Origin of the sequence: Rhizobium vallis, from assembly GCF_003985155.1 — a bacterium.
Taxonomy (GTDB): Bacteria; Pseudomonadota; Alphaproteobacteria; order Rhizobiales; family Rhizobiaceae; genus Rhizobium; species Rhizobium vallis.
Map to the genome: position 1 here is coordinate 387,233 of NZ_ML133689.1, position 22,380 is coordinate 409,612.

At 61.6% G+C, this 22,380-nt stretch carries 17 protein-coding genes; 11 read left to right on the forward strand and 6 right to left on the reverse strand.

Features of this window, described 5'->3' with window-relative positions; genetic code table 11:
- The first annotated feature begins 105 nt into the window (after positions 1-105).
- Positions 106-543, forward strand: coding sequence for an Lrp/AsnC family transcriptional regulator (locus EFQ99_RS14995; RefSeq protein WP_208722759.1), 438 nt, complete (start codon positions 106-108; stop codon positions 541-543).
- Between the two features lie 109 nt (positions 544-652).
- On the opposite strand, the gene EFQ99_RS15000 is transcribed toward EFQ99_RS14995, so the two are convergent.
- The 3 genes from EFQ99_RS15000 to EFQ99_RS15010 form a co-directional block, all read right to left on the reverse strand.
- Complete coding sequence (locus EFQ99_RS15000) at positions 653-7,075, reverse strand: translocation/assembly module TamB domain-containing protein (protein ID WP_126921895.1); 6,423 nt, start codon at positions 7,073-7,075, stop codon at positions 653-655.
- Positions 7,076-7,141: 66 nt separating this feature from the next.
- Positions 7,142-9,070 carry an autotransporter assembly complex protein TamA gene (locus EFQ99_RS15005; protein WP_208722760.1) on the reverse strand — a complete coding sequence of 643 codons (1,929 nt, stop codon included), beginning with the start codon at positions 9,068-9,070 and terminating at the stop codon, positions 7,142-7,144.
- Positions 9,071-9,240: 170 nt separating this feature from the next.
- The gene (locus EFQ99_RS15010) at positions 9,241-9,498 is read right to left on the reverse strand and encodes a YMGG-like glycine zipper-containing protein (RefSeq protein WP_003582726.1); all 258 of its coding nucleotides are present in this window, start codon (positions 9,496-9,498) and stop codon (positions 9,241-9,243) included.
- 324 nt (positions 9,499-9,822) lie between these two features.
- On the opposite strand from EFQ99_RS15010, the gene hemA reads away from it, so the two are divergent.
- The 7 genes from hemA to EFQ99_RS15045 all read left to right on the forward strand — a co-directional run bounded on the left by hemA (position 9,823) and on the right by EFQ99_RS15045 (position 18,564).
- Positions 9,823-11,037, forward strand: coding sequence for a 5-aminolevulinate synthase (hemA, locus tag EFQ99_RS15015; protein ID WP_126921897.1), 1,215 nt, complete (start codon positions 9,823-9,825; stop codon positions 11,035-11,037).
- Between the two features lie 307 nt (positions 11,038-11,344).
- Entirely contained in the window at positions 11,345-12,385 is a 1,041-nt protein-coding gene (locus EFQ99_RS15020; protein ID WP_126921797.1) for a LacI family DNA-binding transcriptional regulator, read from the forward strand.
- A gap of 48 nt (positions 12,386-12,433) precedes the next feature.
- Positions 12,434-13,672, forward strand: a complete 1,239-nt coding sequence (locus EFQ99_RS15025) for an ABC transporter substrate-binding protein (RefSeq protein WP_126921798.1) — start codon at positions 12,434-12,436, stop codon at positions 13,670-13,672.
- A gap of 74 nt (positions 13,673-13,746) precedes the next feature.
- A complete protein-coding gene (locus tag EFQ99_RS15030; protein WP_126921799.1) occupies positions 13,747-14,664 on the forward strand; it encodes a carbohydrate ABC transporter permease in 918 nt (305 codons plus the stop codon).
- The gene (locus EFQ99_RS15035; RefSeq protein ID WP_126921800.1) at positions 14,661-15,524 is read left to right on the forward strand and encodes a carbohydrate ABC transporter permease; all 864 of its coding nucleotides are present in this window, start codon (positions 14,661-14,663) and stop codon (positions 15,522-15,524) included. Before EFQ99_RS15030 ends, EFQ99_RS15035 begins: the two co-directional genes overlap by 4 nt.
- A gap of 20 nt (positions 15,525-15,544) precedes the next feature.
- Positions 15,545-17,467, forward strand: a complete 1,923-nt coding sequence (locus EFQ99_RS15040) for a glycoside hydrolase family 127 protein (RefSeq protein ID WP_126921801.1) — start codon at positions 15,545-15,547, stop codon at positions 17,465-17,467.
- A gap of 11 nt (positions 17,468-17,478) precedes the next feature.
- The gene (locus tag EFQ99_RS15045; protein WP_126921802.1) at positions 17,479-18,564 is read left to right on the forward strand and encodes an ABC transporter ATP-binding protein; all 1,086 of its coding nucleotides are present in this window, start codon (positions 17,479-17,481) and stop codon (positions 18,562-18,564) included.
- 21 nt (positions 18,565-18,585) lie between these two features.
- Here EFQ99_RS15045 and dxr read toward each other — a convergent pair whose 3' ends face one another.
- Positions 18,586-19,776, reverse strand: coding sequence for a 1-deoxy-D-xylulose-5-phosphate reductoisomerase (gene dxr / locus EFQ99_RS15050; protein WP_126921803.1), 1,191 nt, complete (start codon positions 19,774-19,776; stop codon positions 18,586-18,588).
- Between the two features lie 351 nt (positions 19,777-20,127).
- On the opposite strand from dxr, the gene EFQ99_RS15055 reads away from it, so the two are divergent.
- Both EFQ99_RS15055 and EFQ99_RS15060 read left to right on the forward strand, forming a co-directional pair.
- Positions 20,128-20,778, forward strand: coding sequence for a hypothetical protein (locus EFQ99_RS15055; RefSeq protein WP_126921804.1), 651 nt, complete (start codon positions 20,128-20,130; stop codon positions 20,776-20,778).
- Between the two features lie 63 nt (positions 20,779-20,841).
- Entirely contained in the window at positions 20,842-21,132 is a 291-nt protein-coding gene (locus EFQ99_RS15060) for a BON domain-containing protein (RefSeq protein WP_126921805.1), read from the forward strand.
- A gap of 17 nt (positions 21,133-21,149) precedes the next feature.
- Here EFQ99_RS15060 and EFQ99_RS35040 read toward each other — a convergent pair whose 3' ends face one another.
- Together EFQ99_RS35040 and EFQ99_RS15065 are read right to left on the reverse strand one after the other, a co-directional pair.
- The gene (locus EFQ99_RS35040) at positions 21,150-21,302 is read right to left on the reverse strand and encodes a hypothetical protein (RefSeq protein WP_164736377.1); all 153 of its coding nucleotides are present in this window, start codon (positions 21,300-21,302) and stop codon (positions 21,150-21,152) included.
- Between the two features lie 116 nt (positions 21,303-21,418).
- Positions 21,419-21,679 (reverse strand): hypothetical protein, encoded by a 261-nt coding sequence (locus EFQ99_RS15065; RefSeq protein ID WP_126921806.1) that lies wholly within the window; start codon positions 21,677-21,679, stop codon positions 21,419-21,421.
- Between the two features lie 147 nt (positions 21,680-21,826).
- On the opposite strand from EFQ99_RS15065, the gene EFQ99_RS15070 reads away from it, so the two are divergent.
- Positions 21,827-22,345, forward strand: coding sequence for a DUF2937 family protein (locus tag EFQ99_RS15070; protein WP_126921807.1), 519 nt, complete (start codon positions 21,827-21,829; stop codon positions 22,343-22,345).
- The last annotated feature ends 35 nt before the right edge of the window (positions 22,346-22,380 follow it).

Below are 22,380 nucleotides of genomic sequence, written 5' to 3' on the forward strand. Positions count from 1 at the left end.
AGGCCTGTTTCGGCCGATAGTGGGATAAAGCTCTGGCGGCAAAAAGATGGAAAAGTGCCAGAAATGGATTATGATTGCGCAGATTGATAAGGCTATTTTGACAAAGTGATCAGCGTGGACGATCTCGACACCGAACTTCTGAGCGCGCTTCGCCACAATGCCCGGATTTCCATCTCCTCGCTTGCGGTGATGACGGGCGCATCGCGGGCGACGGTTGCCGCCCGTATCGACCGGCTCGTCGCCAGCGGCACGATTGTCGGCTTCACCATCCGCACCAGTCACGAGACGCGCTCCGCCGGCGTGCGCGCCATCGTCATGATCGAAGTGCTCGGCAAGCTCGCCGACAGAGTGGCCGATCAGTTGCGGGGGTTGCCGCAGGTGCGCGCGCTCCACAGCACCAACGGCAAATGGGACTTCGTCGCTGAACTCGAGGACCGCGACCTCGCTTCCTTCGACGAGACGCTGCGCCGCATCCGGCTGATCAACGGCATCAATTCGACCGAAACCAACATTCTTCTGAAGACGAGCAAGACCGGGTTCTAAAGCGCGTCGCGTCAAACCTGATTTATGCGACGCGCTTTAGCTCTTTGTTTTACACAAGCCGTTGTCTCGGAACCGCTGCATACTTCCGGGCGACATGTGTTAACCCGGTTCAATACTCGCGCTCGTAGATGATGCCCGCTTCGCCGGCTCCGTTGCCGCCGGCTGCTCCCCGCAATTTGACGCCGCGGCCGACATCGAGATTGATGATGGCCTTAGCGCCCGCCGATCCACCCTGCTGCAGTTCGAAATAGGTGCGGTCGTTGAGATAGCGACCGACGCTGACGCTCGTCTGGCCCTTGGAATCGGTGCTGACGTCGAAGTCGTCAACGCCGAGCTGGTTGCGCAGGCCTTCGAAAAGCGAGGTAGAGCGGTTTCCGGCCAGCTGGCTGACGGCGTCGGCGAGCTGGGCGATCTGCACCGGCGAGAGTTTTGACATCGACTGGCCGAAGATCAATTGCGCCAGCACCTCGTCCTGCGGCAGCTGGGGCGAGGAAGAAAAGGTGATCGATGGGTCGGTGGCAAGGCCCGCGACATCGACGGTCAGCGTCGTCGTGCCGGAAGCCGACGTCGCTTCCATGTCGAGTGCCGGCGTCAGGTCGCCGGCAAAGGTGATCCTGCTCTTGTCGGAGAAATCCAGGCGACGGTTGAGAATCGTCAGCCGGCCGCGGCGCATGGTGAAACCGCCGGTCACAACAGGGACTGCCGCCGTTCCACGGATCGTCACGCGGCCTCCGAGTTCGGCATCGATGCCGCGGCCGCGCACGAAGATATGGGAGGGTGCATCGATTTCGAGATCGAGAGTCATCACCGAGGATTTCTCGCCCGGCTTCCGCTCGCCCTCATCGCGCAACTGCGCAAGCACCGCCCGCGGCGCATTCTTATGTCTGATGTCGATTTCCCGTAGCGAGGTTGGCAGTTTTTCCGGGACCGTGATCGAGGTCTTTTCCAGCTGAAGCTTGCCGTTCAGCGTTGCACTCATGATCGGTCCGCGCAGGCCGAGCATTCCGCTCACCGTCGAGACGACGAGGGTTCCGTCGACATAGACCGCCTTGTCGAGCTTGATCGAAATATCGGCGGGGAAACCGCCGGCCGGCTGAATGCCGACCGTGCCGCTTGCCGAAATCGTGCCGCCGCCGCCAATATTGCCGCTAAGGCGGGAGATCACGGCCTGGCTGCCGTTGAAGGTCACCATCGCCGCCAGATTGTTGACGGCAAGATTGCGCCGGACATCGACAAGCTTTGCGCCATTTGTTGCAACCGTGCCATTGATGACGGGGGCGGCAGCGGTCCCTCCGATCCGCAGATCGACGGTGGCGACACCATCGGCGACAAGGCCTTGTTCCGCCAGCGGTGCGCCGAGAACGGCGAAGGGAAGATTGCCGTTGAAGTGCATGTCGATGGCGCGATTGCCTGAGATCACGACGCTGCCCCCGCCTTTCAGCGACATGCCGGCGTCCCCGGCAAGGTTGGTATCGACCGTCAGTCTGTTTTCGGCAAGCTTGCCGGATGCGCCGATGCTGAACGGCGCGAGACCGGCGCCTTTCGTTTGGCTCGTCGCCGCGTTCTTCCAGTCGACCTTGAAATCGACGGAGGGCGCCGACAGCGCGCCGGTGGCCTTTACGGTCGCTGAAACTGCGCCCTCGGCGCCAAGGCCGGGAACAAAGCCATTGGCGATGCCAGCCGGAACATTGGTGGCGTTCGCCGTGACGTCGACCGAGCGGATCGACGTGCCCGCGATGGCAAGATTGCCGGCGGCTTTCAGGTCGATACCGCCGCCGCCAGTGAGGTTGGCATCGAAATCCAGCCTGTCGCCGGCATATTTTCCTGTCGCCGCCAGTGCGAGGCGGGGGATGCCGGCGGCCTTGGTATGGCTGGTCGCGGCGTCCTTCCAGTCGAGCTTGAAATCGACGATCGGATTGGTTGGCGTGCCAGAGGTGACGGCGTTTGCCGAAAGCATGCCTTCCGCACCGAGGCCGGGAACGAAGGCATTGGCAATATTTGCCGGCAGCGCCGGGATATCCGCATTGATCGAAAGATCACGGATGGCGGTTCCCGCAATCGTTACGCCGCCCGTCGCCTTAGCCAGCACACCATCTTTGCCGGCAAGGTTTGCGTCGAAATCGACCCTGTCATTGGCAAACTTGCCGGATGCTGCGGCGCTGAGGCCCGATAGGCCGCTGCTTCTCGTCTGGGCGGTTGCGGCGTTCTTCCAGTCGAGCTTGAAATTGACGGCCGGTTTCGGAAGCGCTCCGGAGGCGGATGCCGTTCCCGACACCGTGCCTTCCGCGGCGAGGCCCGGCACGAAGCCGTTGGCGAGACCAGCGGGGAGATTGGCAAGATCGGCCTTGACGTCGAGATTGCGGACCGACGTGCCCTCGATCACGACATTGCCGGCGGCTTTCAGCGCGAGGCCACCCTCGCCCCCGAGATTGGTATCGAAATCGAGCCGGTTATCGGCGAAACGTCCCGATGCGGCAAGCGCGAGGCCCGAGAGGTGAGCGCTTCTGGTGTGGCTGGTTGCGGCATCCTTCCAGTCGAGCTTGAAGTCGGCTGTCGGTGCGGCGGGTTTTCCAGCCGCGGACAGGGTGCCCGATATCGTGCCGCCGGCGGCAAGATCCGGAACGAAGGCGTTTGCGAGGCTGGCCGGAAAATTGGCGATCTCGGCATCGACCTTCATGTCGTCGATAGCCGTGCCGGCAAGCGCGACATTGCCCGTGGTCTTTAGCGAGAGCCCCTTGTCGCCGCCGGCTGCGACGTTGAAATCCAGCTTGAAGTCGGCGAATTTTCCTGACGCGCTCACGCCGAGGCCGGCAAGGCCGGCGCGCTTCGTGTGGCTTACCGCAGCGTTTTCCCAATTAAGGTCGAAATTGGCAGCAGGCTCGGAAAGCGTGCCCATGGCCGAGAGCTTCCCTGAGATCACGCCTTCGGCGGCGAGATCCGGAACGAAACTGTTTGCGATGCTTGCCGGAACATTGGTCAGCGCCGCGTCGACCTTGACATTGCCGATCGTCGTGCCTGTTACGGCGACGTCGCCGGTTGCTTTCAGCGAAAGGTCGCGTGCGCCTGATATGGCCGTGTCGAAATCGAGCTTGTTATCGGCGAATTTTCCCGAGGCCTTCACGGCGATATCGGCGAGACCGACGCGCCTTGTATGGCTTGTTCCAGCATTCTTCCAATCGAGATCGAAATCAGCGGTTGGGGCGGAAAGAGAACCGCTGGCCGACACCTTTCCCGAGATAACACCCTCGGCGGCGAGATCGGGAACGAAGCTGTTTGCGATGCTTGCCGGGATGTTTACCAGCGCTGCATCGACCTTGACGTTGCCGATCGTCGTTCCCGTCACGGCGACGTTGCCGTTTGCCTTTAATGAGAGATTATCGGCGCCGGCGATTCCCGCGTCGAAATTAAGCTTGCTGTCGGCGAACCTTCCCGAGGTCTTTACGGCGAGATCGGCAAGGCCGGCGCGCCGGGTGTGGCTTGTCGCGGCGCCCTTCCAATCGAGATCAAAATCAGCGGTTAGCGCGTCGAGGGAGCCGGCGGCCGCCACTCTTCCCGTTACCGTGCCTTCAGCGGCGAGGTCGGGGACAAAGCCATTGGCGATACGGGCGGGCAGGTTGAGGATCTCGGCCCTGACATCAACAATCGGTGCCTTCGGATCGGCAAGCCCGACATTGCCGGCTGCTTTGAGCGAGAGGCCATCACCGCTGCTGACCGCAGTGTCGAAATCGAGCCTGTTGTCGGCGAATTTGCCGCCTGCGGTGATGCCGAGCGGCGCGAGGCCTGCGCCCTTGGTCTGGCCCGTCGTCGCATCCTTCCAATCGAGTTTGAAGTCGGCCACCGGGGCGGCGGGCGTACCCGTGACTACAACCGTTCCCGAAATCGCGCCGCCTGCCGACAGGTTCGGGACGAAACCGTTGGCGAGTGCCGCCGGCAGCTCCTTGATCTCGGCATTGAGCTTCAGCGTCTCGCCGGCCGAGCCGGTGACACTTGCCGAACCGGAACCGGTTTTCAGCGTCAGTCCGTCCAGATTGGCGCTCCCTCCGCCGATCGTGACCCGTGTTGGTGCGGCAAGTTCGATCGGGATGTCGCGGGGACTTGCCGAGAAACGATCGAGGTTCAGGTCGATTGTGCCGCCTGCAGCTTCGACATTGCCGGCTGCCAGCACAGGATTGCCGTCATAGGCGGCATCGAGATCGAAGCGGGTATTGTTCTGCTGCTTGGCAAAACCGATCGAAAGGCCGGCCAGTCTGTTCGTTCCGGCATTCAGCTCCTCCGCCTTGATCGTGCCGTTTGCCGCGAGCGCACCAAGATCGCTGACGGTAACATCGATATCCGGCTTGACGATCGCAATCGTGTCGCGGCGGATCGCGCCGCCTGATGCAAGCAGCTTCAACGCGATTTTACCGCTGTCGCTGCTGACGCCGAGCGATCCTTTCAGATCGCCTTCAGCTTTCTGGCCGCCAAGTGCGGCGAGCAGGCCGATATTGGGGAAATCGAAGGTCAACGCGCCTGTCGGCTCCAGCGACGGCGAGAGTTCCAGATTGCCGCTCATCCGGTTGCCGCCGATATCGGCGCTCAGCGCCGGAATGCTCGTTTTGCCGTTCTCGGATCGGATATCGCCGTTGATGCCGATCGGTTGGCCATCGATCGTGCCGGTGGCGGCGATCTTGCCCTGCGGCGCCTTGGGATCGGCGAGGCCCGACAGGTCGATATTGAGATTGGTAAGCACGCGGTCGGCCATCTCGAGGCTGGCGGCCTTGAGATTGGCCGTCACCGAGATTGCCGGGAGTTCTCCGCCGATCCTCAATGCGTAGCCTGCGCCGCCACTGGTGCCCGCGACGAGTTTGCCGATATCGGGCAGCCGGCCGGAGAGATCGGCATTCAACGCCGAGCCGTCGAGCGCGACATTGCCGGCGGCTTCGAGCGTGGCTGATTTCACGACGATATTGGAAAGTGCGAATTTCGACGGGATGGTGCCGACGACCTGGCTTTCGAGCGAGATCGGCCCATCGAACTTGTCCGTCACCGCGGCCGGCAGGGCTGCCGGCTGGACGGCAAGCTTGACGTTGCCGGTCAGCGCCGCGTCCGTCAAACGATAGGAGCCATTGAGGCCGCCGCTGATATTGGCGCTTTCGATGGTGGTGCCGTTGAAGCCGATGCCATCAGCCGAGATCTGCAGTGGTGCGGCGATCGTGACCGGACCCTGGACCGCGCGATTGAGATTCGGGTCGGCAAAGGTCATATCGCCGGCCACGAGGCGCAGTTGGACGCTGCCGGAACGGGCGGCGAGATTGAAGGCGTCGCTCTTTGCCGTCAGCTTGACATTGCCGATCTCGGCCTGCGGAAGGGTTGCGGTGTCGAGTGAGCCGCTGACGTTCAGCCGGGCCGCGTGCGCATCGCCTGTTAGCGCCAGGTTGAGCCCCGATATCAGGAAGCGCGCTTCGCCTTCGGCGAGAGGCCAGCGGAAATCGACGGGGCCCGACGTGCCGAGCAGATTGGCGTTCAGGCTATTGTTACCAGCCGGATCGAGCGTGCCGGAAGCCGCGATCACGACGCTGCCGGTGGCAAGATTGCCGGTCTGGATATCAATCTTGCCACGGTTGTCGAAGGTGGCGGCGAGATCGATATTGGTCTGGCCGGCAAAAAGCGGCCGGAATGCCGATGGAAGGAGTGAACTCAGGTCGCCGCCGCCCTTGAGGTCGAGATGGTGGAGCCCGTCCGCAGTGATTGCATGCCGGCCTTCGATTGCGGCGCGCTGCTGCCCGTCGAGGGCGGCCTGCAACTTACCTTTCCAGTCGGAGATCGGCCCTTCTCCATCGAGATCGATATTGACGGCGGGACTGTCGGGCAGGCCGAGAAAGCCGGCAAGCAGCCCGCCCTTCGGCTCAGACAGGTCAGCCTTCAGCCGCAGCCGGTTTTCAGCGGGCCTATAGGCGATGTCGGCGGCAAGCCGGGCATCGGGAACCGCGTGACGGCTGACATTGACGACAGCTTCGCCGCCGTCGCTGTTTGCCGACAGGTTTCCTTGGGCGGCCAGCGTAAAGGCGCGCCCGGCAAAGGGTGCGGCAAGTTCGATGTCGGGCAGCTCGATGCGGTCTACATCGACCTTGATAGGAAGGCTGAAACCGCCGGAATTTTCGGCTCCGGGCCGCGAGGGCAGAGTGCGCACCGGCTTGCGCAGAACGTCAATCGCAGCGATCTCGAAGCGTTTAGCGTGGAAGGTCCCCGTCAGCAGCGCAAGCGGGTTCCAGTCGATCGCAATGCCGTGAATTTCGGCGAAGACGCCCCTCGTATCGGAAAGCGAGATTTCGGCGGCGCGAAGCCCGCCGGTCAGCAGGCCTTCCGGTTCGTGCACAGTGATCGTCATGTCGCGATTGGAAAGCGTGGAGGCGATCTTCTCCGTGACGATACGGGCGCCAAAACTGGTGAAGCCGAAGATCGCAAGTGCCGCGACAGCGAGAATCAAAGTGACGCCCACGGCATAGCCGGTGAGCCGTATGATCCAGTTGACGATTTTTGCCAGCGTTTGCATCGGCGCGGACATTACCCCGTTTTCATGACGGCCCACAGATCGGAAAACAAAGCGGAATCGGCAACCCTAGAAGGATTGGCCGATGCCGGCGTAGATTCCATAATCTGTGCCATTCTCGTACTTGTTCAGCGGCACGGCAAAATCAAGCCGCAGCGGGCCGAAAGGCGTCGCATACCGTATTCCCGCACCTGCGCCCGCACGAATATCGGAAAATTCCGGAAAGGTGCTGTCCGAGACCGTGCCGACATCGATGAAGGGCACGATGCCGATCGTATCGGTGATCTTGATGCGCGCCTCCAGCGAAGCGGTCATATAGGAGCGGCCGCCGGTGGCATCGCCATTGTCGTTATAGGGAGAGATTTCCTGATAGCTGTAACCGCGCACCGAGCCGCCGCCACCGGCAAAGAAGCGCTGCGTGGCGGGAATGCTGTCGATGCCATCGCCGCCGATCAGGACGCCGGCGGCAACCTTGCCGGCCAGCACCACGCCGTCTTCCTGGCCGAACGGCAGATAGCCGGAGATCGAGCCCTGGAAAGCGGCATAGGGCGTGGCGTTGAAAATCTCGTAGCCGGGCTTTGCCGAGAGGGTCGCGTGATAACCTTCCGTCGGGTTGAACTTGTCGTCGCGCGCGTCGCGGTCATATAGGATCGGCAGGGTGACTGTGAGGTAGTCGTTTTCGCCGAAGGCGTCGTCGTCGCGTTCCCAGCTGACCTCGCCACTCGCAGAGACCGTGTCTTGGTCGGTCAGTTCGTAGGAAAGGCCGAGCGAGGCGGTGATGAGCGTCGCATTATAGGCATCCGGGTTTTCGGTCTTGGCGACGATGCCGGCCTTCAGCGTGGCGGCGGGGAAGAAGGCGCCGGGCTTGGTGAAGAGAATGCCGGCCGAATAATCGAGGCTGCCGACGTCGGTCGTTTCGCCAAGCCGCGAGACCGATCCCTCGATCCTCAGCGTCTCGGCTTCGCCGAACAGGTTGCGGTGGCCCCAATAGCCCTGGATGCCGAGGCCGTCGGTGGTGGAATATTGCGCGCCGACGCCGAAGTAGCGTCTCTTGCCTTCGGAAACCTCGATCGTCATCGGCAAGGTGCCGTCAGGCGCCAGCGCATCGCCCTGATGAATGGTAACGCTCGAAAAGACGCCGAGGGCGCGAAGCCGCTCGCCGGCTTTCTTCAGCGCTTCCGGAGAGTAGGCCTCGCCCTTGTTCAGCCGGGAATAGCGCTTGACGAAACCAGGTTTGACGGTCTTTTCGCCGGTGACGCCGACTTCTCCGATCGGGGCGATGGGTCCGCCCTCGGCAGCAAGCACGATATCGACGGTATCGCTCTTGTGATCGGCGACGACCTTGCGCTCGGTCAGTCTGGCGAAGGGACGGCCTTCGCTCTTCAATTGCTCGACTATTTTATCGCCGGCCTTGATGATGGCGAGCGAACCGGCGTCGGCGCCTGGGGCAAGATCGTAATCGGCGGGATTGTGGTTTGCAGCGTCGCCGCCGAACTGCACTTCGTTGACCTTGAAGACCGGACCGGGCGCGACGGTCACGGTGACGGGAATCGGTCCGGACCGGTCGAACGTCGGATTGGGCGGCAGGTCGTCGATGTTCTTGCCGTCGATGGTGATCGTGACCACGCCGCCATAGCGGGCCTTTTCATACAAGGCGGCGATCAACCGCTCACGGTCGTCGCGCGCCTTGACGACAATGCCGAGATCACCGGAGACCGGCTGCTTCTGGTCGCTGACGAGACGGGAACTGTTTTCCAGCGCTTCCTTGAGGTCGGGATCGGCCGTATCGGTCTTAAGATCGACCTGATAGCGCACAGGATCGGGGACCTGTTCGCCTTCATCTTTGTCTTTGCCGAAGATGGTGATGCCGAAAAGCTTGAAGGCGTAAGCATCGCCGATCAGGACCGGTGAGAACGCAGCCGCCGCTGCGACCACCATCATGGTGCCTGTTCGCCGATACGCAGTACCTGTTTTCGGGCTTGTCCCTCTGATCCGCATCCGCCGCTTTTGGTTTACGCCTACATTGAAGCTTCGTTGCCCAGCCGTGAACAGCTTAGCGGCAAAAACGCGCGGGGTGTACCATTTTAAATTGCCAACGCGCTAATTTAGCACAAAAAATCCCGGACCTGTGTCCGGGATTTCATGATTTTGCCTGTTTACAACCACCCTCAGCGCGGGCAGGTGTCGATGTAGCGGCGGCCGTAGCGGTCGCGATAGTAGCACTGGCCGGGCTGTTCGGCGACGCTGCCGATGAGGGCGCCGGACACGCCGCCGATAGCGGCGCCAACCGCCGCGCCACGAACGTTGCCGGTGACCGCTCCGCCGATCACGGCGCCGGATGCTGCGCCGATGCCGGCACCCTGCTGGGTCGGCGTACAGCTTGCGATCGACAGGCCGATCAACGCGAGTATGACAGCTTTCTTCATTTCATTTCTCCTGGGTTGTCGCCCAATGGGCATAGGCCGTCCCTTTGTTTTTTTGTCAGGCTAGCTCGAAAACTATGTCGGAAGAAAGGGTTGTCCATCCGTTATGCTGATTTTTTGCGATACGGCTGTCGTCGCCTTTCGCATGCTGGGCAAATTCCGCCGCATTCTGCCGGATCAGTTTCATTGATCGCGGCGCGCATATTTTTTATCTGGAATCATTCAAAAATCTGGGCCTTTTGCCGCAGTTGATGTTAAAGCAAAGGGTAAGCATTGACGCGCGGATGTTCGATCAGCAAGAACGACCGCGTGATACTGGAGCATATGATGGATTTCGAAGCATTTTTCAAAAACGAGCTGGACGGGCTTCGTGTCGAGGGCCGTTACCGCGTTTTTGCCGATCTCGAACGTCACCGCGGCAACTTCCCGCGCGCGACGCGCCATACGGCCGATGGCGAAAAGGAAGTCACGGTCTGGTGCTCCAACGACTATCTCGGCATGGGTCAGAACCCGAAGGTGATCGAGGCGATGAAGAACGCCATCGATCACTGTGGCGCGGGTGCGGGAGGCACCCGGAATATTTCTGGCACCAACCACCATCACGTCATGCTCGAGCGTGAACTCGCCGATCTGCATGGCAAGGAATCAGCGCTGATCTTCACGTCGGGCTATGTGTCCAACTGGGCCGCACTCGGCACGCTCGGCGCCAGAATTCCCGGCCTCATCATCTTCTCCGATGCGCTGAACCATGCCTCGATGATCGAGGGCATCCGTTATGCCAAGTGCGACAAGGTGATCTGGAAGCACAATGACGTCGCCGATCTCGAAGCCAAGCTCAAGGCCGCCGATCCGAAGGCGCCGAAGCTGATTGCTTTCGAGAGCGTCTATTCGATGGATGGCGATATCGCCCCGATCAAGGAGATCTGCGATCTCGCCGACAAATACGGCGCGATGACCTATCTCGACGAGGTGCATGGCGTCGGCATGTACGGCCCGCGCGGCGGCGGCATTGCCGAGCGCGAAGGGCTGATGGACCGGCTGACGATCATCGAAGGCACGCTCGGCAAGGCTTTCGGGGTGATGGGCGGCTATATCGCTGCTTCGTCAGCGCTTTGCGATTTCATCCGTTCGTTCGCCTCCGGCTTCATCTTCACCACCGCACTGCCGCCGGCGCTGGCCGCAGGTGCGGTCGCCTCGATCCAGCATCTGAAGGTCAGCCAGTTCGAGCGCGCCCGCCACCAGGACCGGGTCCGCAAGCTCAGGGCGCTGCTCGACCAGAACGGCATTCCGCATATGCCCAATCCGAGCCATATCGTGCCGGTGCTGGTCGGCGATGCCGCCAAGTGCAAATGGATCTCCGACCTGCTGCTCGACAATTGCGGCGTCTACGTTCAGCCGATCAACTATCCCACCGTGCCAAAGAAGACCGAGCGGCTGCGCATCACGCCGACGCCGCTGCATTCCGATGCCGATATCGCCCATCTGGTCGAGGCCCTGCATTCGCTCTGGTCGCGCTGCGCGCTCGCAAGGCACGTCGCCTGATCTTTCGATATTCGATTGGGTTCGAACCCGTGAATCAGAACCGCCGTCACACGCTCTGACGGCGGTTCTGTTTTGCTCGCGCAAATCTCCCTTGCCCTGACAAGATCGTCCCGCGCTGACGTATGATCATCCGCGCCGGTTCGAGGGATCGATGACGATGGCATCGGCTCCGACCGAGTCGCATCGGTCTTTTCCCACGCCTTCTTCGCTGTCGTCCGCACCTCCTCCATCGATTCCCGAATTGCATGAGAAAACCTTTTCTCACTTGACACGAAGGTTGGTAAAAGCTTTTCTCAAGCCACTTCGGATGGAGGAAGATCTGAACATATCGGGAGGAAAGAGAGGCAGGATCACCATCCATGAGGTGGCGTCGGCTGCCGGGGTGAGCATTTCGACGGCGTCGAAGGCGCTCAACGACACCGGCCGGATGGGTGCGGAAACGCGCGAGCGGGTGAAGCGGATCGCCGGCGAAATCGGGTATCGGCCGAATGCGCTGGCGAGGGGTCTTCTCAGCAAGCGCAGCTTCACGATCGGGCTGCTGACGAATGACACCTACGGACGTTTCACGCTGCCTGTGATGGCGGGTATTTCAGATGCCCTCGTCGACCACGGGGTTTCGGTTTTCCTGTGCGCCATCGAAGACGATCCGGCGCTCGCCCAGATCCATGTCGATGCGATGCTGGACAAGCAGGTCGACGGCATCATCGCAACAGGCAAGCGCCTGGACAGGCGTTTACCCGTCGATCTGTCGAATTTGCATGTGCCTGTCGTTTACGCCTTCACGGAAGGAACCCAGAACAGCGTCACTTTCCGGTCTGACGACGAACAGGGTGCGAGACTGGCCGTCGAATGGCTGATGAAGATCGGGCGGCGACGGATTGCGCACATCACCGGGCCGGAGGACTTCTTTTCGGTGCGGGAGCGTGCCGGCGCCTATCATCAGGTGGCCGGTCACCGTGAGCCGGTGCTTTACGGCGTCTGGTCGGAAAGCTGGGGCCATGAGGCAATCGAAGAGCTTTGGAAGCGGCCCGGAGAAAAACCGGACGCGATCTTCTGCGGCAACGACCAGATTGCCCGCGGTGCGGCGGATGCGCTGCGCGAGCGCGGCGTCAAGGTGCCGCAGGACGTCTCGGTCATCGGCTTCGACAATTGGGAGATTGTCGCGGCGCAGACGCGGCCGCCGCTGACGACGGTGGATATGGAGCTGAAGGAGCTCGGGCGGCAGGCCGGATTGACGGTGCTGGCGCTCGCGGAAGGCCGGCCGGTCGAGCCGGGCGTGAGGAAATTGCCCTGCCGGCTGATCGTCCGGCAGTCATGCGGGGGTAAGCCCTCCACGGAATGCGAATAAGGGAATGAGCAAAGGCGCAGGGAGATGCGCCATATCGGGAGGAGTGTCATGATCAAGCGTCTATTGGCGGCGACCAGCATCGCTACCTTATGCCTGTTTTCGGCTGCGTCAGCCGCCGAGAATGTCGAAATGTGGGTTCGCACGGGGATTGGCGACTCCTTCAAGAAGGTGGTCGAGGCCTATAATTCCGGCCATGACAACAAGGTCGTGGTGACCGAGGTGCCGTTCTCCGAGCTCGTGCAGAAATATGCGACGGCAATTGCCGGCGGGCAGGCGCCTGACGCCCTGTCGATGGACCTGATCTACAACCCGGCCTTTGCCGCGGCAGGCCAGCTGGAAGACCTGACGGACTGGGCGAAGTCGCTGCCCTATTTCAACTCGCTTTCGCCGTCGCATGTCCGCCTCGGCACCTATCAGGACCGGGTCTACGGTCTGCCGCTCTCTGTCGAAACCTCAGTCTTTGCCTGGAACAAGGATCTCTACAAGAAAGCCGGTCTCGATCCGGAGAAGGCGCCGGCAAGCTGGGACGAAATTACCGCCAATGCGGAGAAGATCCGCGCATTGGGTGATGACACTTACGGCTTCTATTTCTCCGGCGGTGGCTGCGGCGGCTGCATGATCTTCACCTTCACGCCGCTCGTCTGGGGTGGGGGCGCCGACATCCTGTCGGCCGACAGCAAGACGGCGACGCTCGATACGCCACAGATGCGCAAGGCCGTCGACATCTACCGCAACATGGTCAAGAAGGACCTCGTGCCGGCGGGTGCGGCCAGCGACACCGGTGCGAACTTCCTGAGCTTCACCAATGGCAAGATCGGCCAGCAAAGCCTCGGCGCCTTTGCCATCGGAACGCTGGTGACCCAGCATCCCGACATCAATTTCGGCGTAACCCTGATCCCCGGTGTCGACGGCAAGCCTTCGTCCTTTGCCGGCGGCGACAATTTCGTCATCACCAAGGGCACGAAGAAGATCGACGCGGTGAAGGAGTTCCTCGAATATATCTATTCGATGGACGGCCAGAAGATCATGGCAAAATACGGTAGCCTGCCGACGCGCGGCGATATCGCCGACAAGGTGCTGGACGGTCTCGACCCGCGCATGCAGGTCGGCCTCAAGGCGATCAGTGTCGCCAAGACACCCTACACGCTGCAGTTCAACGATCTGATCAACAGCGCCAACGGCCCCTGGGCAAGCTTCACCAACGCCTCGATCTTCGGCGACGATGTCGACGGTGCGTTTTCGAGCGCCCAGTCGGAAATGCAATCGATCATCGATAGCGGCCAATAACTCTCCCAAGGCCGCGGCCGGGGAGCGGTGGCAGCTTCCCGGCCAATTTCAATTGACAGATGCGGAGCGTTTCGATGACCGGTTCCGGTTCGACGACCCTATTGCCTCGACGCAAGCGACGGCGCAGATCGAACTGGCGCGGCCCTCTCTACATCGCGCCTGCCATGGCGTTGGTGATCGTCTTCTTCGTCATGCCGGTTCTCTTCACAGGATGGATGAGCCTTCATAACTGGCCGCTGATGGGGGCATCGCGCTGGATCGGCTTCAACAATTATTTTCGTATGTTCAACGACACCCGCTTCATGGCGGCACTGAATTTCACGGCCTATTATACCCTGATCGTCACCATCGCGATCTTCGCGGTCGCCTTTCCGCTGGCAATCTTCGTCGAAAAGGAACGGCAGTTCGTCAGCGCCTACCGGACGATCATCTTCCTGCCCGTCGTGGTCGGCCTTGCCACAGCCTCGCTGCTCTGGGTCTGGCTTGCCAATGTCGACAGCGGCTTCATCGGCCCGGCCTTGAAAGCGCTTGGCCTTGTCGAAAAGAGCCCCAATCTGCTTGCGACCTTCGACACCGCCTTTCTGACTGTTGTGGTGATGGTGGTCTGGAAGATCGCCGGCTTCACGATGATCATTCTTCTGACCGGGCTGCAGGCCATTCCGTCCGAATTGACAGAGGCTGCCCGCATTGACGGCGCCGGCCGCTGGCAGCGTTTCCGGCACCTGACGCTGCCGCTGATGCGCAAGACGATCGCGCTGGCGCTGATCGTCTCCGTCACCGGCTCGATCCTCGCCTTCGACCAGTTCTACATCATGACGTCGGGCGGCCCGCAGAACAAAATGATCTCGGTGGTCTACTACATCTTCAACCAGTCCTTCGTGTCCTTCAATCTCGGTTATGGCGCAGCGCTGTCGATTGCGCTCCTCGCCATCCTTGTGGCCATCAGCATCGTGCAGCTCTGGCTGCTTCGCGTCGGGGAGGAGCGTTCATGACCACCTCAAGGGAACGCCGCGCGCGCAAGGCCATTCGGACGAAATCGGTTTATCACCTGACCGGCATCGCCATCTCGATCTTCTTTCTCGCCCCCTTCGTGATCACGCTGCTGTCTTCCTTCCGCCACGGCACGGAGGCCAGCCTGCCGCCTTTGCCGCCCTGGCCGACCTCGGGCGTCAGCATCGATTCCTATGCGCTGCTCGATACGTTCGGTGCCGGCATCTGGCGGCACATGATCAATTCGCTGCTCGTCTCAGTCGCCACGGTGGCGCTGACCGTCACCGTCAGCCTGCTCGCCGGCTACGGCTTCTCGCGGTACCGGTTCCCGATGAAGAATGCGCTCTTCGTGCTGATCATCGCGACGCTGATGATCCCGTTCCAGTCGATCCTGACGCCGCTCTTCATTATCCTAGCCAAGCTCGGCCTCAACAATTCGCTGCTCGGGCTGACGCTCGTCTATGTGACGCTGCAATTGCCCTTCTCCGTGTTCATGATGCGCAACGCCTTCGATGCCGTGCCGAAGGAGATCGAGGAGGCCGCCCGCATCGACGGCGCGCGCGATCTGAGGCTCTTGGCGCGCGTCCTCCTGCCGCTGGTGCTTCCCGGTGTGGCGACGGTCGCGATCTTTGCCTTCCTCAATGCCTGGAACGAGTTCCTCGCAGCACTCGTGCTGCTCTCCAGCAATGAGAAATACACCCTGCCGGTGCTGATGACGGCGGTTCGCGCCGGACGGCTCGGCGCCATCAACTGGGGAGCGGTGCAGGCCGGTGTCGTCGTCATGACGATCCCCTGCCTGATCGTCTTCCTGCTGCTGCAACGCTACTACATGCGCGGGCTGATGGCCGGCGCGGTGAAATGATCCGAGAGAAAGTGGAGCCCATGACCAAGCCAAGCAATGACCGCCAATTCCGCCCCATCGCCGTTCCCGATGTGGAGCTCGGCGGCTTCTGGGGCAAATGGCAGGACGCCGTCTGCAATTCCACCGCCGAAACCCTGCTCGACCGCTGCGTCGAGGCCGGCATGCTCAAGGCGATCGACGTCAGCCAGCCGAGCCCCGGCGTCGTCATTCCCGTTCAGCCTTGGGGCGGGACGACGCAGATGTTCTGGGATTCCGATCTCGGCAAGTCGATCGAGACGATCGCCTATTCGCTCTATCGCCGGCCAAATCCGAAGCTGGAGGCGCGGGCCGACGAGATCATCGACATGTATGAGAGGATGCAGGACAAGGACGGCTACCTGAACGCCTGGTTCCAGCGCGTGGAGCCGAGCCGCCGCTGGACCAACCTGCGAGACCATCACGAACTGTACTGCGCCGGTCATCTCATGGAAGCCGCCGTCGCCTATTATCAGGCGACCGGCAAACGCAAGCTGCTCGACATCATGTGCCGCTATGCCGATTACATGATCAAGATTTTCGGCCACGGCGAAGGCCAGATATCAGGCTATTGCGGCCACGAGGAAGTCGAGCTTGCGTTGGTCAAGCTTGCCCGCGTCACCGGCGAGAAAAAATATCTCGAGCTTTCGAAATACTTCATCGACGAACGCGGCACCGAGCCGCACTTCTTCACGGCGGAGGCTGCTCGCGACAGTCGGAGCGCTGCCGAATTCCATCAGAAGACCTATGAATATGGCCAGGCGCATCAGCCAGTGCGCGAGCAGAGGAAGGTCGTCGGCCACGCCGTTCGTGCCATGTATCTCTATTCGGGGATGGCCGACATCGCCACCGAATACAAGGATGACAGCCTGACGGCGGCGCTGGAAACGCTCTGGGAGGATCTAACGACCAAGCAGATGTATATCACCGGCGGCATCGGCCCGGCGGCCTCCAATGAAGGCTTCACCGATTATTACGACCTGCCCAACGCCACTGCTTACGCGGAGACCTGCGCTTCCGTCGGCCTGGTCTTCTGGGCGAGCCGCATGCTCGGACGCGGTCCGGATCGCCGTTATGCCGATATCATGGAACAGGCGCTCTATAACGGCGCGCTGCCCGGCCTTTCCACCGACGGCAAGACGTTCTTCTATGACAACCCGCTCGAAAGTGCCGGCAAGCACCACCGCTGGAAATGGCATCATTGCCCCTGCTGCCCACCCAATATCGCCCGGCTGGTGACGTCGATCGGCTCATATATGTATGCCGTTGCCGACGACGAGATTGCCGTGCATCTCTACGGCGAAAGCACCGTCCGCCTGAAGCTTGCCAACGGCGCCGAGGTCGTGCTGGAGCAGGCCACCAACTATCCGTGGGACGGCGCGGTCGCCTTTACCACCAGGCTGGAGAGGCCGGCGAAATTCGCGCTGTCGCTGCGCATTCCGGACTGGGCCGAGGGTGCGACCCTCAGCGTCAACGGGGAGATGCTCGACCTCAGTGCACATGTTCGCAGGGGATATGCGAGGATTGATCGCGAGTGGGCGGACGGCGACCGCGTCGCCCTTTACCTGCCGCTTTCGCTTCGCCCGCAATATGCCAACCCGAAAGTGCGCCAGGATGCCGGCCGCGTTGCCTTGATGCGGGGCCCGCTCGTCTATTGTGTCGAAACGACAGACAATGGCGCAGACCTCAACGCCATCGTTCTGCCCCGCGAGCTCTCGGCTGCTGAAACCGTCGTGCTGAAGGACCTCAACGATGCCGTCGCCCTCGATCTCAAGGTCGAGCGCGAGGAAACATCTAATTGGGGCACGCCCCTCTATCGCAAGGCGCCGGCCGAGAGGCAGGTCGCCACCGCGCGTTTCGTGCCCTATCATCTCTGGGACAACCGCGCGCCCGGAGAAATGCTCGTCTGGGTCCAGTCGGACAAGTAGATCGTTTGGGGATGACGAACGATATGGGCAACAAGAGCGTCGTGCTCCAGGACGTGCGAAAAAGCTATGGCAGTCTGCAGGTGGTCCACGGCATCGACCTGACGATTGCGGAAGGTGAGTTCGTCGTTTTCGTCGGCCCGTCCGGCTGCGGAAAATCGACGCTGCTTCGCATGATCGCGGGCCTGGAGGACGTGACCGACGGGGAGATCGAGATCAAGGGACGGCTCGTCACCGATCTCGATCCGTCGGAACGCGGCATCGCCATGGTCTTCCAGTCCTACGCGCTCTATCCGCATATGAGCGTGCGCGACAATCTGGCCTTCGGGTTGAAGATGGCGCGCAACAATGCCGCCGACATAGAAACACGCGTCAAGGCCGCTTCGGCGATCCTGAAGATTGACCATCTTCTCGAGCGGCGGCCCGGACAGCTTTCCGGCGGTCAACGCCAGCGCGTAGCGATCGGCCGGGCGATCGTGCGCAAACCCGACGTCTTCCTTTTTGACGAGCCGCTCTCCAATCTCGATGCGGAACTGCGTGTTTCGATGCGCATCGAGATCGCCCGCCTTCACCGCGAACTCGGCAACACGATGATCTATGTCACGCACGACCAGACGGAGGCGATGACGCTTGCCGACAAGATCGTCGTGCTGCGCGACGGCCGTGTCGAGCAGGCGGGAACGCCGCGGGAAATCTACGAGGATCCTGCCAATACTTTCGTGGCGGGCTTCATCGGCTCGCCCCGAATGAACCTCTTGAATGCCGGCTGGGGCGAGAAAGGCCTGGTCGAGCTCGCCGGCGCCCGGATCGCAAGCGGCCTGTCGCCGGCAGACCGGCCGGCCGGAGCCGCGGTGACGCTTGGGTTACGGCCGGAACATCTGAAAGTGGCATCCGATCAGCCGGGCAGCCTGACGGCGACCGTCGATTTTTCCGAGTATCTCGGGGGAACGCAATATCTCTATTGCCAGCTTGCCGACGGTCAGTCGCTGACCGTCGAGCATCGTTCGCCGATCAGCATCGCGGCGGGCGAAGAGGTCAGCCTGCTGTTCGATCCTTCGGATTGCAGATTGTTCGATGAAGGCGGCAAGCGGTTGCGATAGTCGCCGTTCGCTCCCAGGTCTTCAGCCGGCGGCATCCAGCCTCATCAGCTCGGCAGCCCTTTGCCGGGCTTGCCTGTCGGCTGAAAAGACATCGTCCATGCCCTCAGCCGGCGGCAGGTGGGCCAGATCGTCCATGACCCTTTCGGTGATGTCGGCCATGGCGAGGAAAGATAGCCGCCTCTCGATGAAGGCCTCGAGCGCCACTTCCTTGGCGCCGTTCAGCACCGCGCCCTGAACGCCGCCGCGCGTCATTGCAAGCCGTGCCAGCCGCAGGGCTGGAAAACGCCGCTCGTCCGGGGCCTCGAAATCGAGCCGCGCGAGCTTGGCGAAATCCAGCCGCTCGACCGGCAGGTTCGGCCGGCGCGGAAAGGACAGCGCGTAACCGATGGCGGTGCGCATATCCGGCGCGCCGAGCTGTGCCAGAACCGAGCCGTCGGTATAGCCGACCATGGAATGGATGATCGATTGCGGATGGAAGATGACCTCGATCTGTTCGGGCTTCAGCCCGAAAAGATGCCGCGCTTCGATCATCTCCAGCGCCTTGTTGAACATCGAGGCGCTGTCGATCGAGATCTTCAATCCCATCGACCAGTTCGGATGGGCGCGCGCGGTTTCCACCGTCACGCCGGCCATTTCCTCCAGAGACGCGGTGCGGAAGGGACCGCCTGATGCCGTCAGGATGACACGCTCGACGGCGTGACGCTGGTTTTCCTCCAGTACCTGGAAAATCGCATTGTGCTCGCTGTCGACGGGAAGCAGCCTGCCACCGCCTTCGCGGATCGCCTTGATGAAGAGATCGCCTGCCGAGACCAGGCATTCCTTGTTGGCAAGGGCGATATCCGCGCCGCGCCGCGCGGCGACGAGCGTCGGCGCCAGGCCCGCCGTGCCGACGATTGCCGCCATCACCCAATCGGCTTCGCGGTCAGCCGCTTCCATCAGGCCGGATTTTCCCGATGCGACGGCGATGCCGCTGCCGGAAAGTTCGCTCTTCAGCGATTCGTAATGCCGATCGTTCGCCGTCACCGCCAGCCGCGCGCCAAAGGATTTGGCTTGACGGGCGAGCAGCTCGACGTTGCCGTTGCCAGTCAACACGGAGATTTCGAAACTCTCCCGTCCGCCCAGATGTTCGACGACATTGAGGGTGTTGCGGCCGATCGAGCCGGTCGAGCCGAAGATGCTGAGGCGCCGCGGCGCGGTGTTGCCGGTCATCATGTGGAATTTCGCGAAATATTTCTCTCTCGTCGGCTCAGGCTCTACAAGGGTTTGGAGGGAGCGGCAAGTGTGCGGTGCAGCAGATTTCCACCCCTAAGGGGTTTACAGAGCGCCGGCCGGATGTGATCCTTGTACCATTCCTGAGGGAATCGAGATTCCGCAAGCGGCTATTCACGGCTGCAAGGGTATCGGGGCACGTCAGTGTGCAGGCCGCCGGCCAAACAATAAATCGAGGATGAAACCGGGATGGACGGCTTGGCCGCAATCCCGCCCGTGTGCGCTACGAGCGCTTTCCTAAGGCCGTCGCTCCGGTTCGGGGCAGTTCGTGTCAGGTCAGAACGATCGGATCTCATGACGATATTCAAAATAGCATGCATTCTTTTCACCATCATGCCTTCGCTGACGGCGGCCGCAAGGGCGGACGACCTGTTGATCTGGTCGCCGGCCAGGCTTTCCGAAAGATCCTACAAGGCGACGATGGGTTTTCGTCTGCCGGCGGAGTGGGAAACGAGCGCCGGCGCCGATGTGGGCCTAGCCTCGACCAAGGGCGGAGCGCCGCTGCCCGATTCCGGACAGGCCATGCTCTGGGGCAGGATCAGCAAGACGAGCGTTACGCCGGCTGGCCAATCGCAGCAGGGGGCAAAGGTCAGCGTCGATACGCTGCGCGGCAGCGGCGCGCTGACCCTCAGCCGCTCGCGCAGCTGGATCCTGTCGGATTCGCTCGACATGCAGTCGGGCCGGTCCATCAGTGTCCAATATGACACGGTCGAGGTGCGGCAGGCTTCGGTGACGGCGTCGCAGGCGCTGAAGCTGATCCATCCCTGGACGGGAACGTCGCTTTCGGCGGGGACAGGCGTCAGCAATGCCGGCGGCGACTTCTCGACTACGGTGGCGGTCAGTCAGGCCATCCTGCCGAACCTCAATCTCGATGCCTCGGTGAACAATCCGTTTTCGGGAGGCGAGGCCGGCAGCGTCAAGCTCCGCTATCGCGTGCAGTGGTAGCGGCACTGAAACCAAACTCTATCCAAAGGCGTTTGCTAAGCAGATGCCACGGAGGAACGGATCATGGTTTTCAAAGAGCAGACATTTCATGGGCTCGAGCCTGAAATAGATGCGGAAATCGCCAACAGAGCATCGGTCGAAGCTGCCGTCGCCAATGCGCTGGCGATCGCCGGCGGTATCGATGCATCAGATGTCGAGGTGACGATGGACGAGGGCCAAATCGTGCTGACCGGCATCGTCGGCACGGTCGGCGAAATCGAACGGGCAACCGCTGTCGCCAAGGCCGTCGAAGGCGTGCAATCGGTGCAGAACCGGATTCTGCTTGGCGGACCCGGGGTTAACGACGCGTTTTGACCTCTGGAGCTCGCTCATCAACCGGCGAAGCGCTCGACCAGGAAGGATGAGCCTGCCAGGCGATCCGTCTTCCCGCTGGCGACAGGCCCCTGCGGCTGATGGGCAATGGCAAGCAACAGGGCGCTGACCGCGACATAGGTGATCGCCAAAAGAGTCATCTTGATACGCATGATGAATACTCCTGTTTCGCACTAAACGCGGTCGATATTGCGAAGTTCCTCATGGCGAAATCAGACGGAAAGCCCGGCCGGGGAGGATCGGCCGAGCGTTTCATATGTGCATTGCCTTATCGGCAGATCCGGGTTTCCTTGACGAACGTATGGCCGTGACGGCGGATCCTTTCCGTCTTGGTGAAACAATCCTCCGAGACGCGGCGCGACATCATGTGATGACGGTAATAGGGGCGGTGGCGGTAATAGGGACTTTCCGAATCGCCGTAATAGGGACGCGCGTTATCCGTGGTGATGGTGACGCTCGCCGCCTGGGACGGCATGGCGGAAAAGACGGACGCTGCGGCGAGCGTGCAGGCGAGGATAAAGTGTTTCATGACGGCTCTCTCTTTCTGAGTTGGTCATAGTCTCAACTCGACCGAAGCCTTGTCGTTCAATCACATAGCGTTACCGATTGTGTCGAAGGCGGAAACCTTTGGCCCACCCGGCTCGTTAGCGCAGGTGGACAGCCGGAGGCATCGATCATGGGACCAATTGCAAGAATAGTCGCCATCGTTGCCGGTCTTGCCGGCGGCACGGTTTTTTCGCAGGCGCCCGAATTTGCGCAGCAGTACCGCCAGCGGATCGGCGGGGCGATCGACGAACTGCGTGTCATCGTCGAGGATTTCAATACCCAGGCGGCCGAGCATCATCTCGATCGCCAGCAGGCGCTGAACGCCTATGCGCAATCCGCCGACGATTTCCTGCGCGACCGCGGCGTCTCTATGCAGAGTACCATCGCGCGCTACGAAACGTTGCTCTCCCAGCAAGTGGAACTCGGCACCGCCGCGCCCGTCGCCAAGCCTTTCGTGTTGCTGGGGAATGCCGATGATGTCGTTTTCGCCAATACCTGGCGCGATTTTGTACCGGGTGTGCCCGTCAACTTCGCCGGTCTCGTCTGGGGCGCGATCGGTTTTGTCGGTGGCTGGGTTGTGACGGCGCTGTTGGGATTGGGGGCGCGGCGGGTGGTGCGGAGATGGCAGGTGTACCGTCTGATGTCGTGAGCCAAGCCGCGAACGCAGGCTGGTTCGGCAGGGGC

Bases quoted from the DNA above. Each gene is read 5' to 3' on its own strand.
- EFQ99_RS15000 (WP_126921895.1), bottom strand. From the start codon at position 7,075: ATGCAAACGCTGGCAAAAATCGTCAACTGGATCATACGGCTCACCGGC.
- EFQ99_RS15005 (WP_208722760.1), bottom strand. From the start codon at position 9,070: ATGCGGATCAGAGGGACAAGCCCGAAAACAGGTACTGCGTATCGGCGA.
- EFQ99_RS15010 (WP_003582726.1), bottom strand. From the start codon at position 9,498: ATGAAGAAAGCTGTCATACTCGCGTTGATCGGCCTGTCGATCGCAAGC.
- hemA (WP_126921897.1), top strand. From the start codon at position 9,823: ATGGATTTCGAAGCATTTTTCAAAAACGAGCTGGACGGGCTTCGTGTC.
- EFQ99_RS15020 (WP_126921797.1), top strand. From the start codon at position 11,345: ATGGAGGAAGATCTGAACATATCGGGAGGAAAGAGAGGCAGGATCACC.
- EFQ99_RS15025 (WP_126921798.1), top strand. From the start codon at position 12,434: ATGATCAAGCGTCTATTGGCGGCGACCAGCATCGCTACCTTATGCCTG.
- EFQ99_RS15030 (WP_126921799.1), top strand. From the start codon at position 13,747: ATGACCGGTTCCGGTTCGACGACCCTATTGCCTCGACGCAAGCGACGG.
- EFQ99_RS15035 (WP_126921800.1), top strand. From the start codon at position 14,661: ATGACCACCTCAAGGGAACGCCGCGCGCGCAAGGCCATTCGGACGAAA.
- EFQ99_RS15040 (WP_126921801.1), top strand. From the start codon at position 15,545: ATGACCAAGCCAAGCAATGACCGCCAATTCCGCCCCATCGCCGTTCCC.
- EFQ99_RS15045 (WP_126921802.1), top strand. From the start codon at position 17,479: ATGACGAACGATATGGGCAACAAGAGCGTCGTGCTCCAGGACGTGCGA.
- dxr (WP_126921803.1), bottom strand. From the start codon at position 19,776: ATGATGACCGGCAACACCGCGCCGCGGCGCCTCAGCATCTTCGGCTCG.
- EFQ99_RS15055 (WP_126921804.1), top strand. From the start codon at position 20,128: ATGACGATATTCAAAATAGCATGCATTCTTTTCACCATCATGCCTTCG.
- EFQ99_RS15060 (WP_126921805.1), top strand. From the start codon at position 20,842: ATGGTTTTCAAAGAGCAGACATTTCATGGGCTCGAGCCTGAAATAGAT.
- EFQ99_RS35040 (WP_164736377.1), bottom strand. From the start codon at position 21,302: ATGCGTATCAAGATGACTCTTTTGGCGATCACCTATGTCGCGGTCAGC.
- EFQ99_RS15065 (WP_126921806.1), bottom strand. From the start codon at position 21,679: ATGAAACACTTTATCCTCGCCTGCACGCTCGCCGCAGCGTCCGTCTTT.
- EFQ99_RS15070 (WP_126921807.1), top strand. From the start codon at position 21,827: ATGGGACCAATTGCAAGAATAGTCGCCATCGTTGCCGGTCTTGCCGGC.